Origin of the sequence: Bacillus cereus group sp. N11 (assembly GCF_016483605.1) — a bacterium.
GTDB lineage: Bacteria > Bacillota > Bacilli > Bacillales > Bacillaceae_G > Bacillus_A > Bacillus_A toyonensis.
Map to the genome: position 1 here is coordinate 131117 of NZ_JAEHBN010000010.1, position 12165 is coordinate 143281.

Below are 12165 nucleotides of genomic sequence, written 5' to 3' on the forward strand. Positions count from 1 at the left end.
CTAGGGTATTTTTATACAAATGTTGTTATAAATATCCATAAATGCTATCATAAAAATCAGAAAGACGAGGGATGACGATGAGCCATTTGTTAACGATGAGTGAATTATCGGAACTAGAAATTTCAGAAATCCTAAAAGACGCAGAAGATTTCGCGAATGGGAAAGAGAGCAAAACAACAGAGCAAACTTTTGTTGCGAACTTGTTCTTTGAGAATAGTACGAGAACGAGATTTAGCTTCGAAGTTGCTGAGAAGAGATTAGGACTTGACGTATTAAACTTTTCAGCAGATTCATCTAGCGTACAAAAAGGAGAAACGTTATACGACACGATAAAAACACTGGAATCAATCGGAACAAAAGCGGTAGTCATCCGCCACGAGCAAGATCGTTACTTCGATGAGCTAAAAGATCAAGTAAACATTCCAATCTTAAATGCTGGAGATGGATGCGGAAATCATCCAACGCAATGTCTGCTCGACCTTCTAACAATTAAACAAGAGTTTGGAAGTTTTGAAGGTTTAAAGATTGCAATTGTTGGAGATATTCGCCATAGCCGAGTAGCACGATCCAATGCTGAAACATTAACGAAGCTTGGGGCAACGATTTATTTTGCAAGCCCAGAAGAGTGGAAAGATGAAAAAAACACATTTGGAACGTACAAAAACTTAGATGAGCTAGTTCCAGAAGTTGATGTAATGATGTTACTTCGTGTACAGCATGAGCGTCATGATCATTATGAAACAGACATTATGAAAGAGTATCATGAAAAACACGGATTAACGCTTGAAAGAGAAAAACGTATGAAAGAAGGAAGCATTATTATGCATCCAGCTCCTTTCAACCGGGATGTGGAAATTGCAAGTGAACTTGTTGAGTGTGAGCGTTCACGCATATTTAAACAAATGGAAAATGGAGTTTACGTAAGAATGGCTGTACTAAAACGCGCCTTACCAAATGTATTAGGAGGAATGAAACATGAATTATTTGTTTAAAAATGGTCGTTATATGAATGAAGAAGGAATAATCGTAGCAACAGATCTTCTCGTACAAGACGGTAAAATTGCGAAAGTAGCAGAAAATATTACGGCAGATAATGCTGAAGTAATCGATGTGAACGGAAAGTTAATCGCACCTGGATTAGTAGATGTACATGTACATCTTCGTGAGCCAGGTGGTGAACATAAAGAAACAATTGCAACAGGCACACTAGCAGCGGCAAAAGGTGGATTCACTACAATTTGCGCAATGCCAAATACACGTCCAGTACCAGATTGCAGGGAACATATGGAAGACTTACAAAAACGTATTAAAGAAAAAGCACACGTAAATGTATTACCATATGGAGCAATTACAGTACGTCAAGCAGGTTCTGAAATGACAGATTTCGAAACGTTAAAAGAGCTTGGAGCATTCGCTTTCACTGATGATGGAGTAGGCGTACAAGATGCGAGCATGATGCTAGCTGCTATGAAGCGTGCAGCGAAGTTGAATATGGCAGTAGTTGCACACTGTGAAGAAAATACACTTATTAATAAAGGTTGTGTACATGAAGGGAAGTTTTCTGAGAAACACGGATTAAACGGTATCCCATCAGTATGTGAATCTGTACATATTGCAAGGGATATACTGCTTGCTGAAGCGGCAGATTGTCACTATCACGTATGTCACGTAAGTACGAAAGGGTCTGTACGTGTAATCCGTGATGCAAAACGTGCTGGAATTAAAGTAACAGCAGAAGTAACACCGCATCACTTAGTGTTATGTGAAGATGATATCCCATCAGCTGATCCTAACTTTAAAATGAACCCACCGCTTCGTGGAAAAGAAGACCACGCAGCGTTAATTGAAGGGCTATTAGATGGAACGATCGATATGATCGCAACTGACCATGCACCGCATACAGCGGAAGAGAAAGCACAAGGAATTGAAAGAGCACCATTCGGAATTACTGGTTTTGAAACAGCATTCCCACTTCTATACACAAACCTTGTGAAAAAAGGAATTATTACATTAGAACAGTTAATTCAATTCTTAACAGAAAAACCAGCTGATACATTCGGTTTAGAAGCAGGTCGCCTGAAAGAAGGTAGAGTAGCTGATATTACAATCATTGATTTAGAACAAGAAGAAGAGATTGATCCAACAACATTCTTATCAAAAGGAAAAAATACACCATTCGCAGGTTGGAAATGCCAAGGATGGCCGGTAATGACAATCGTTGGCGGTAAGATCGCATGGCAAAAGGAGAGTGCATTAGTATGAAAAGACAACTTATCTTAGAAGATGGAACAGTATTAATTGGAAAAGGTTTCGGAGGCGAAATCGAAAAGTCAGGTGAGGTTGTATTTACAACAGGAATGACTGGATATCAAGAAACATTATCTGATCCATCATATTGCGGTCAAATCGTAACATTTACGTACCCATTAATCGGAAACTACGGCATTAACCGTGACGATTTTGAATCCATTCACCCATCTGTAAATGGTTTAATCGTAAATGAAATTTGTGATCATCCATCAAACTTCCGTAATGAAATTTCGTTAAATGATTACTTAAAAGAAAGAAACATTCCAGGATTAGCAGGAATTGATACGAGAAAATTAACGAGAAAAATTCGTCAATACGGTACATTACGCGGACGACTTTGTAACATGGATGCAGATGTAGAGTACATTGTGAGCCAATTAAAAGCGACAGTATTTACAGATCATGTAAAACGCGTATCAACGAAAGACCCATACCCAAGCCCAGGCCGTGGTCATCGAGTTGTACTTGTAGACTTCGGAATGAAACATGGTATTTTAAGAGAATTAAATAAGCGTGACTGTGATGTAATTGTAGTACCTTACAATACAACAGCAGAAGAGATTTTACGCCTTAGCCCAGATGGAATTATGTTAAGTAATGGACCTGGGGATCCAAAAGATGTACCAGAAGCAATTGAAATGTTAAAAGACATTATCGGTAAAGTTCCTTTATTCGGGATTTGCTTAGGACATCAGTTATTCGCCTTAGCATCTGGTGCAAATACAAGTAAGTTGAAGTTCGGTCATCGTGGTTTAAATCATCCAGTAAAAAATCTTGCAACTGGAAAAGTAGCAATTACTTCTCAAAACCATGGATACGCAGTAGAAGAAGAGTCAGTTGAAAATACAAATCTTGAAATTACACATGTTGCTTTAAATGATGGAACAGTAGAAGGTCTTCGTCATACGAAGTTTCCAGCATTTACAGTACAATACCATCCAGAAGCTTCAGCGGGACCAGAAGATGCAAATGATTTATTCGAAGATTTCTTAGAAATGATTGAAAACTTCAAGAAAGAAGGGGAAGAGTTATGCCAAAACGCCTAGACATTAACACAATTTTAGTAATCGGATCAGGACCAATTGTAATTGGGCAAGCAGCAGAGTTTGATTACTCTGGTACACAAGCTTGTCAATCTCTTAGAGAAGAAGGTTACAAAGTAATCCTTGTTAACTCTAACCCAGCAACAATTATGACAGATACTGCAACAGCAGATAAAGTATATATAGAACCATTAACATTAGAATTCGTAAGCCGTATCATTCGTAAAGAACGTCCAGATGCAATCCTACCAACATTAGGTGGTCAAACAGGCCTAAATATGGCTGTTGAACTTGCGAAATCAGGCATACTTGAAGAATGCGGAGTTGAAATTTTAGGAACAAAATTATCAGCAATTGAGCAAGCGGAAGATCGTGATTTATTCCGTACATTAATGCAGGAATTAAATGAACCAATTCCATCTAGTACCATTATTCATACGCTAGAAGAAGCACATGAATTTGTAAAAGAAATTGGTTATCCAGTTATTGTTCGCCCAGCATTTACAATGGGGGGAACAGGTGGCGGAATCTGTAGTAATGAAGAAGAACTAATTGAAATCGTATCAGGTGGATTAAAACATAGTCCAGTAACACAATGTTTATTAGAAAAGAGCATTGCTGGTTGTAAGGAAATTGAATATGAAGTAATGCGTGATTCGAATGATAACGCGATTGTAGTATGTAACATGGAAAATATCGATCCAGTTGGGGTTCACACAGGTGATTCAATCGTTGTAGCACCGAGTCAAACATTAAGTGACCGTGAGTATCAAATGTTACGAAACACTTCATTACGAATTATTCGTGCATTAGGAATCGAAGGTGGCTGTAACGTTCAGCTTGCACTAGATCCGCATAGCTTCCAATACTATGTAATCGAAGTAAATCCGCGTGTGAGTCGTTCATCTGCACTAGCATCTAAAGCAACTGGATATCCAATTGCGAAGTTAGCAGCGAAAATTGCAGTCGGTTTAACATTAGATGAAATTGTAAATCCAGTAACACAAAAAACATACGCTTGTTTCGAGCCAGCATTAGACTATGTCGTTTCAAAAATTCCACGTTGGCCATTTGATAAGTTCGAATCAGCAAACAGAACGCTTGGTACACAAATGAAGGCAACTGGTGAAGTTATGTCAATTGGACGTAACTTAGAGCAATCATTATTAAAAGCGGTTCGTTCTTTAGAGCTAGGGATTTATCACTTAGAATTAGACCATTTAAAAGAACATGATAAAGAAACAATGAAAAAACGTATTATAAAAGCTGACGATGAGCGTCTGTTCGTTGTAGCAGAAGCAATCCGTCAAGGTGTAACGAAAGAAGAAATTAATTCATGGTGTGAAATGGACTTCTTCTTCTTACAAAAAATTGAAAACATCGTAAACATGGAACACGAAGTAAAAGAAAATGCAGGAAATATGGAAGTGTTACAATCTGCAAAAGAAATGGGATTCAGTGATCATTACATCGCCAATGCTTGGAACAAAACAGAGCGTGAAATTTACGATATGCGTAAAGAAAGTAATATGACTCCTGTTTATAAAATGGTAGATACTTGTGCGGCAGAGTTTGAATCTGCAACACCTTACTACTACAGCACATACGGTGACGAGAATGAATCGGTTATAACAGATCGTAAGAGTGTGGTTGTACTAGGGTCTGGTCCAATCCGTATCGGTCAAGGTGTTGAGTTTGACTACGCAACAGTTCACTCTGTATGGGCAATTAAAGAAGCTGGATATGAGGCAATCATTGTAAATAACAACCCAGAAACAGTTTCAACAGACTTCAGTATTTCTGACAAATTATACTTTGAACCATTAACGATTGAAGATGTAATGCACATTATCGATTTAGAAAAGCCAGAAGGTGTTATCGTACAATTCGGTGGACAAACGGCAATTAACTTAGCGGCGAAATTAGAAGAACACGGTGTGAAAATTTTAGGAACATCACTTGAAGATTTAGACCGCGCAGAAGATCGAGATAAATTCGAAGCTGCATTAACAAAATTAGGAATCCCGCAACCAGTTGGTAAAACAGCAACAACTGTAGAACAAGCGGTAGCAATCGCTGAAGAAATTGGTTACCCAGTATTAGTAAGACCATCTTACGTACTAGGTGGACGTGCGATGGAAATCGTATATCGTCAAGAAGAACTACTGCACTACATGAAAAATGCAGTTAAAGTTCATGCAGAGCATCCGGTATTAATCGACCGTTACATGGTTGGTAAAGAAATTGAAGTAGATGCAATTTCAGACGGTGAGAATGTGTTCATTCCAGGTATTATGGAACATATTGAACGCGCTGGAGTTCACTCTGGGGATTCAATTGGAGTATATCCACCACAAAGCTTATCTGACGAACTAAAAGAACAAATTATTGAACATACAATTGCACTTGGAAAAGGATTAAACATTGTTGGATTACTAAATATCCAGTTTGTAGTATTCAAAGATCAAGTGTATGTAATTGAAGTAAACCCACGTGCGAGCCGTACAGTACCATTCTTAAGTAAAATTACAGGCGTACCGATGGCGAATGTTGCAACGAAAGTTATTTTAGGTCAAAACCTAATAGAGCAAGGATACGGAACGGGCTATCACCCAGAAGAGAAAGAAGTGTATGTAAAAGCACCAGTATTCTCATTTGCGAAACTACGCTCAGTTGATACAACATTAGGACCTGAAATGAAATCAACAGGGGAAGTAATGGGGAAAGACTTAACGCTTGAAAAAGCATTATACAAAGGGCTAGTTGCCTCAGGAATTAACATCCCAACGCACGGATCCGTAATCATCACTGTAGCGGATAAAGATAAAGAAGAGGCGATGGAAATTGCAAAACGTTTCCATGAAATCGGCTATAACTTATTAGCAACAGCTGGAACGGCACAAACATTAGCAGAGCAAAATATCCCAGTACAAGTTGTAAACAAAATTGATTCTGAAGACTACAACTTACTAGATATTATCCGCCAAGGAAAAGCACAGTTTGTAATCAATACATTAACAAAAGGAAAACAACCAGCGCGTGATGGTTTCCGCATTCGCCGTGAATCAGTAGAAAACGGTGTGGCTTGCTTAACATCACTTGATACAACGAGAGCAATCTTACGAGTATTAGAATCTATGACATTCTCAGCTCATTCAATGAAAGAAATTACGCAAACAAAGCGTCACGAGGTGGTACATGCATGATGCAAAAGCAAAATATGATCGTCGTTAACCAAAAAGAAATCGCAAAAAACATTTACGAATTAGTGCTTCAAGGAACGTTAGTACAGCAAATGAACGAACCAGGGCAGTTTGTACACGTTAAGGTAGCAGAGGGCATTGCGCCCCTTCTGCGCCGCCCGATTAGTATTTGTAATGTAGATCAAGAGAAGAACGAGTTTACAATGCTATATCGTGCGGAAGGACAAGGGACAAAAACATTAGCAACTAGAAAACAAGGTGAAATGGTAGATGTACTAGGACCACTAGGACACGGTTTTCCTGTAGAAGAAGCAGAAACAGGACAAACGGCTTTATTAGTAGGCGGGGGAATTGGGGTACCACCACTTTATGAATTATCACAGCGCCTCGTTGCAAAAGGTGTACGTGTGATTCACATCTTAGGTTTTCAAACGAAAGATGTTGTTTTCTATGAAGAAAAATTTGCAGAACTTGGTGATACGTACGTTGCAACAGTAGACGGCACACACGGTACAAAGGGATTTGTTACAGATGTAATTGATAATTACGGAATCGACTTTGACATTCTTTATTCATGTGGCCCGTTAGCGATGCTTCGTGCATTAGAGGGACGTTACAAAGAGAAAAAAGCCTATATTTCATTAGAAGAACGTATGGGTTGTGGTATTGGAGCTTGTTTCGCATGTGTATGCCACTTACAAGAAGATCCAAGTGGACATTCTTACAAGAAGGTGTGTAGCGACGGACCGGTATTTCCAATTGGGGAGGTTGTACTATGAACAGATTGCAAGTTGAATTACCAGGATTGTCATTAAAAAATCCAATTATACCGGCATCTGGATGCTTTGGATTTGGTCGTGAATATGCACAGTTTTACGATTTAAGTGTACTAGGATCAATCATGATTAAAGCGACGACAGAACAACCACGTTATGGAAATCCGACGCCTCGTGTTGCTGAAACACCAGGCGGCATGTTAAATGCAATCGGACTTCAAAACCCAGGTTTAGAAAAAGTAATGAATTCTGAATTACCATGGTTAGAACAATTTGATCTTCCAATCATTGCGAATGTTGCGGGCTCACAAGCTGAGGATTACGTAGCAGTTGCAAAGGAAATTTCTAAAGCGCCTAATGTCCATGCACTAGAATTAAATATTTCTTGTCCGAACGTAAAAACAGGTGGTATCGCTTTTGGTACAAATCCTGAAATTGCTGCTGATTTAACGAAGCGAGTAAAAGAGGTTTCTGAAGTACCTGTATACGTGAAATTGTCACCGAACGTGGCAAACATTGTGGAAATTGCAAAAGCGATTGAAAATGCAGGTGCAGATGGTTTAACGATGATTAATACATTGCTTGGTATGCGTCTAGATTTAAAAACAGCTCAACCAATTTTAGCAAACCGTACGGGCGGACTATCAGGTCCTGCGATTAAGCCAGTAGCAATTCGTATGGTACATGAAGTAAGCCAAGCGGTTAACATTCCAATTATCGGAATGGGTGGTATTGAGTCAGCAGAAGATGTAATTGAGTTCTTCTACGCTGGTGCAAGCGCAGTTGCAGTAGGTACAGCAAACTTCATAGATCCGTTCGTATGTCCGACAATTATTGAAGAGTTACCAGCATTACTAGATGAATTAGGATTTGATCACATTTCGGAATGTCAAGGAAGGAGCTGGAAGCAAACATGTCACAGTCGTTAATCGTTGCACTAGATTTTCCGGGGAAACAAGATGTAGAACAATTCTTGCGCCACTTTGAAGGGGAAGAGTTATTTGTCAAAGTTGGTATGGAGTTATTTTACAAAGAAGGCCCTGCGATTATTACGTACTTAAAAGAAAAAGGACATAAAATCTTTCTAGATTTAAAACTTCATGATATTCCGAATACAGTAAAAAGCGCTATGCGTAGCCTAGCTAGTCTAGATGTTGATATGGTAAATGTTCATGCTGCTGGGGGAAGCAGTATGATGAAAGCTGCGATTGAGGGATTAGAGGAAGGTAAGCAAGAAGGAAAAGAGAGACCGATTTGTATTGCAGTTACACAACTAACAAGCACTTCGGAAGCTATGATGAAAAAAGAGATCGGCATTGAGAAAACGTTAGAAGAAGCGGTTGCTCATTATGCAAAATTAACGAAAGAAAGTGGACTTGATGGCGTTGTTTGCTCAACGCTTGAAGTTCCAAAATTACGTGAAGTATGCGGGAATGAATTTGTAACAGTAACACCGGGGATCCGTCTTGCAAGCGATGATGTGAATGATCAGGTGCGCGTAGCAACACCGAAACGTGCGAGGGAACTTGGCTCAAGCTACATCGTAGTTGGACGTAGTATTACAAAAGCAGAAAATCCGCTTGAAGCGTATAAAACAGTAAAACAACAGTGGGAAGGTGTAACAGTATGAAAAAAGAAATCGCATCGCATTTATTAGAAATTGGAGCAGTATTTTTACAACCGAATGATCCATTCACTTGGTCTTCAGGTATGAAATCACCAATTTATTGTGATAACCGTTTAACTTTATCTTATCCAAAAGTACGTCAAGCGATTGCAGCTGGATTAGAAGAGTTAATTAAAGAGCACTTCCCAACTGTAGAAGTTATTGCAGGAACAGCAACTGCTGGTATTGCGCACGCTGCATGGGTAAGCGATCGTATGAATTTACCAATGTGCTACGTACGTAGTAAAGCAAAAGGCCACGGTAAAGGGAATCAAATTGAAGGAAAAGCTGAAAAAGGTCAAAAAGTTGTAGTAGTAGAAGACTTAATTTCAACTGGTGGTAGTGCAATTACATGTGTAGAAGCACTTCGCGAAGCAGGCTGTGAAGTATTAGGAATCGTATCAATCTTCACATACGAGTTAGAAGCAGGAAAAGAAAAACTAGAAGCAGCTAACGTAGCATCATACTCTTTAAGCGACTACAGTGCATTAACTGAAGTAGCAGCAGAAAAAGGTATGATCGGACAAGCTGAAACGAAAAAATTACAAGAGTGGCGTAAAAATCCAGCTAACGAAGCTTGGATCACAGCGTAATATGAAAAAAGACGACTGCGGGGGAACGCGGTCGTCTTTTTATATAAATTCAAGCAAATTCCCATCAATATCAAAGCCCCTTACTACTAACTACTTAGTGCTTTCTACAAATTCATATCCTTTCACAAACAAGAGAGTCATATAAGAAACAATAAATGAGAAAATGCTATACATGCCAATCCAAAAGAAAAATTTTGGAGTAAAAGCGATGACACCTAGTATTAAAAAACTAGCAAACGTTACAATCGGCATTACGTAATATGTTTGCGTCTTGCGGGTTCCAATAACAGAAACGATAAAGATAAGTAATGGACAAATTAATAAGACAAAAATCAATTCATTCATAGTTATGTCCCCTTTTCGAATGGAAGTAATCTGTTTCTCGTAAACGTTTTGAAATAAATACTCTCCTAATATAACTTCGCTAACATATACATAATCCCTTTTGAAAGTCCGTAATAAATGATTGATTTCACAATAAAAAAGTAAGCAAGAGAACACCTGCTTACTTTATAGAATAAACATCGCAACGATTGTGGTGACAATTAAGCCAATTATAACTGGTAAAAAGTTTCGGCGTGCAAGTTCAAATGGATCTACTTTACAAATGGCAGCGGCAGGAATAAGCGCCCAAGGAATTAAAGTCCCGCCTCCGGTCCAGATTGCAGCAATTTGCCCAAGTGCTGTTAATGTAGCTGTTCCATTCCCCAGTGCTGTGCCGAAAAGATTGGCAATCGAACCAGCAAGTGATATACCGGAAAAGCCAGATCCATCTAACCCTGTTATGACACCAACGATAGTTAGTGTTCCCGCTGATACATATTGGTTTAAAGGAACAGTTTGAGATAAGGCGATTCCTAAGTCGTTAATGATTCCGTGTGAACCTTTCGGTAAATAGTCCCCGATAATTTTTACAAATCCGCTATCCCCTAAATAAAAAAGTGCAGCAATTGGGATAACTGGACCAAAGATTTTAAATCCAAATTGGAGCCCTTCTATAAAATAATCGGTCGTTTTATTCAGGCCATTTCCTTTGTAGGCGATGAGAGCAATAATGATAATCATAATAACAGTCGTCCCGCCAATAAGTGCTGTTGCATCGCTTCCTTGTAGTTTAAATTGAATCATGCAAAGGATATCAATGATATATACGATAGGGATACATATGGCGAGCCATTTCTTTATGTGAGGAGATAATAAAATGATAGTTTTGGATGGTTCAGTTGCTGAAGAAGAGTCTTGCAACGATAAGCCTGTATGAAATTCTTTTCGTAAGAAGAAAAAAGCAACAGAAGTTGTAACAACGCCCATAACGATAACGAGGGGGACACTTGCAGATACGACGCTAGAAACTGGTAAACCAGCTGCATCCGCTGTTAATTTCGGGGCACCTTGAATAACGAAGTCGCCGGATAAAGCAATTCCGTGTCCAAATAAGTTCATAGCAATTGAAACACCAATTGGTGGCAGGCCGACGCGTACAGCGACGGGTAATAAAATAGCCCCCATTAACGCGACAGCTGGGGAAGGCCAAAAGAAGAAAGAAATTGTCATCATTAAAAGGCCGATAATCCAGTAGGCAAGTGTAGGTGTACGAATCATCTTTGTAAATGGTGAAATCATCGTATCATTTATGCCAGTATGAACGAGTAGGTTACTCATCGATACGATAATGGAGATGATCAATATAGTTGGTAATAGTTCAGTTATGGCATAAATAAAACTTTGAAAAATACTGCTAACGGCAAGAGGGATAGAACTTGTAGCGGTTAATGCTAATAAAAAGATAAAAATGATACAAATAATCGTTGTATCTTTTCTAAAAATAAAAAAGGTAATAATAGTGAGTAAACAAAGAATATAGAGAGCATGTAAAAGCGTTAATTCAACTCCCACAACATTCACATCCTTTAGGCGTTCGTGTAGTTCATTGTATGAAAGCGGTGAATGTATGTGAGTATAGGGAAAAAATAAAATTTCATGTACTGTAATGGTAAGGGTATAAAATGGATTTTACAATACAATTAATCCTAAAAATGGAATTAGAGGAGGGCGTATGCGCAAAAAAAGTTGGTTTTTGGGGATTTATCCCGCATTAACGGGCAGTAAGATTCCCACTTTAAAAGTTGGCGAATGCGAGGGAGTTAGGGAGGAAATCAACTGCCCGTAAAAGCCCGATTGGTTCAACTAATAATCCGTGGGGGACACCCCCACGGATTAAAGTTTCACTTTATCATTTCTTGTAGTCTATTAATTATTTTAGATCTATTTACAAACAATGAATGGATAAGTATTATGCCTGTTCTCGGGTTTGTGTTTTTGCTTTTATCTCGCTGGGATGACATGAAACAGCATAGTAAGAAAAGTATTGGAATTATGATAGATATCATTGTTGTTAGTTCATTTGTAGTAGGTTTTATTTTAATAGAAGGTCAGAAGCAAATGGAGCAAATGTCTATTTTTCAACAATGGATGTCGTCTGCGAAAGGTCTTTATTTTGTAATTGTAGTCGTTATTTTCCTAAGAGTCATGATAAGAATAGGGAGTTATATAGTAAAGAGCGAATAGAATGGG

General features: G+C 38.6%; 11 protein-coding genes. 9 read left to right on the top strand and 2 right to left on the bottom strand.

Annotation, left to right across the window (positions count from 1 at the left end; all coding sequences use genetic code 11):
• The first annotated feature begins 77 nt into the window (after window positions 1-77).
• The 8 genes from pyrB to pyrE are packed head-to-tail and all read left to right on the top strand — an operon-like array spanning window position 78 to window position 9591.
• The gene (pyrB, locus tag JDS98_RS17805; protein WP_000018838.1) at window positions 78-992 is read left to right on the top strand and encodes an aspartate carbamoyltransferase; all 915 of its coding nucleotides are present in this window, start codon (window positions 78-80) and stop codon (window positions 990-992) included.
• Window positions 976-2262, top strand: a complete 1287-nt coding sequence (pyrC, locus tag JDS98_RS17810) for a dihydroorotase (RefSeq protein ID WP_001108362.1) — start codon at window positions 976-978, stop codon at window positions 2260-2262. The genes pyrB and pyrC overlap by 17 nt, the downstream gene beginning before the upstream one ends.
• Entirely contained in the window at window positions 2259-3356 is a 1098-nt protein-coding gene (locus JDS98_RS17815; RefSeq protein ID WP_000828672.1) for a carbamoyl phosphate synthase small subunit, read from the top strand. Before pyrC ends, JDS98_RS17815 begins: the two co-directional genes overlap by 4 nt.
• Window positions 3341-6559 carry a carbamoyl-phosphate synthase large subunit gene (carB, locus tag JDS98_RS17820; RefSeq protein ID WP_098710813.1) on the top strand — a complete coding sequence of 1073 codons (3219 nt, stop codon included), beginning with the start codon at window positions 3341-3343 and terminating at the stop codon, window positions 6557-6559. The genes JDS98_RS17815 and carB overlap by 16 nt, the downstream gene beginning before the upstream one ends.
• Window positions 6556-7335 carry a dihydroorotate oxidase B electron transfer subunit gene (pyrK, locus tag JDS98_RS17825; protein ID WP_097956950.1) on the top strand — a complete coding sequence of 260 codons (780 nt, stop codon included), beginning with the start codon at window positions 6556-6558 and terminating at the stop codon, window positions 7333-7335. The genes carB and pyrK overlap by 4 nt, the downstream gene beginning before the upstream one ends.
• On the top strand, window positions 7332-8261 hold the full coding sequence (pyrD, locus tag JDS98_RS17830; RefSeq protein ID WP_001081058.1) for a dihydroorotate oxidase B catalytic subunit: 930 nt from the start codon (window positions 7332-7334) through the stop codon (window positions 8259-8261). The genes pyrK and pyrD overlap by 4 nt, the downstream gene beginning before the upstream one ends.
• Complete coding sequence (gene pyrF, locus JDS98_RS17835; RefSeq protein ID WP_000083496.1) at window positions 8246-8962, top strand: orotidine-5'-phosphate decarboxylase; 717 nt, start codon at window positions 8246-8248, stop codon at window positions 8960-8962. Before pyrD ends, pyrF begins: the two co-directional genes overlap by 16 nt.
• Window positions 8959-9591, top strand: coding sequence for an orotate phosphoribosyltransferase (gene pyrE / locus JDS98_RS17840; RefSeq protein WP_000711460.1), 633 nt, complete (start codon window positions 8959-8961; stop codon window positions 9589-9591). Before pyrF ends, pyrE begins: the two co-directional genes overlap by 4 nt.
• A 90-nt stretch (window positions 9592-9681) precedes the next feature.
• Here pyrE and JDS98_RS17845 read toward each other — a convergent pair whose 3' ends face one another.
• Window positions 9682-9936, bottom strand: coding sequence for a YbeF family protein (locus tag JDS98_RS17845; RefSeq protein WP_001003941.1), 255 nt, complete (start codon window positions 9934-9936; stop codon window positions 9682-9684).
• A 165-nt stretch (window positions 9937-10101) separates the two neighbouring features.
• Window positions 10102-11487, bottom strand: a complete 1386-nt coding sequence (locus JDS98_RS17850; protein ID WP_098225822.1) for a hypothetical protein — start codon at window positions 11485-11487, stop codon at window positions 10102-10104.
• A gap of 297 nt (window positions 11488-11784) precedes the next feature.
• Between JDS98_RS17850 and JDS98_RS17855 the strand changes: the two genes are divergently transcribed.
• Window positions 11785-12159 carry a YoqO family protein gene (locus JDS98_RS17855; protein ID WP_033660283.1) on the top strand — a complete coding sequence of 125 codons (375 nt, stop codon included), beginning with the start codon at window positions 11785-11787 and terminating at the stop codon, window positions 12157-12159.
• Window positions 12160-12165: the final 6 nt, after the last annotated feature.

What these genes read in the sequence shown, in the direction of transcription:
- pyrB (WP_000018838.1), top strand. Translation starts at nt 78, where the DNA reads ATGAGCCATTTGTTAACGATGAGTGAATTATCGGAACTAGAAATTTCA.
- pyrC (WP_001108362.1), top strand. Translation starts at nt 976, where the DNA reads ATGAATTATTTGTTTAAAAATGGTCGTTATATGAATGAAGAAGGAATA.
- JDS98_RS17815 (WP_000828672.1), top strand. Translation starts at nt 2,259, where the DNA reads ATGAAAAGACAACTTATCTTAGAAGATGGAACAGTATTAATTGGAAAA.
- carB (WP_098710813.1), top strand. Translation starts at nt 3,341, where the DNA reads ATGCCAAAACGCCTAGACATTAACACAATTTTAGTAATCGGATCAGGA.
- pyrK (WP_097956950.1), top strand. Translation starts at nt 6,556, where the DNA reads ATGATGCAAAAGCAAAATATGATCGTCGTTAACCAAAAAGAAATCGCA.
- pyrD (WP_001081058.1), top strand. Translation starts at nt 7,332, where the DNA reads ATGAACAGATTGCAAGTTGAATTACCAGGATTGTCATTAAAAAATCCA.
- pyrF (WP_000083496.1), top strand. Translation starts at nt 8,246, where the DNA reads ATGTCACAGTCGTTAATCGTTGCACTAGATTTTCCGGGGAAACAAGAT.
- pyrE (WP_000711460.1), top strand. Translation starts at nt 8,959, where the DNA reads ATGAAAAAAGAAATCGCATCGCATTTATTAGAAATTGGAGCAGTATTT.
- JDS98_RS17845 (WP_001003941.1), bottom strand. Translation starts at nt 9,936, where the DNA reads ATGAATGAATTGATTTTTGTCTTATTAATTTGTCCATTACTTATCTTT.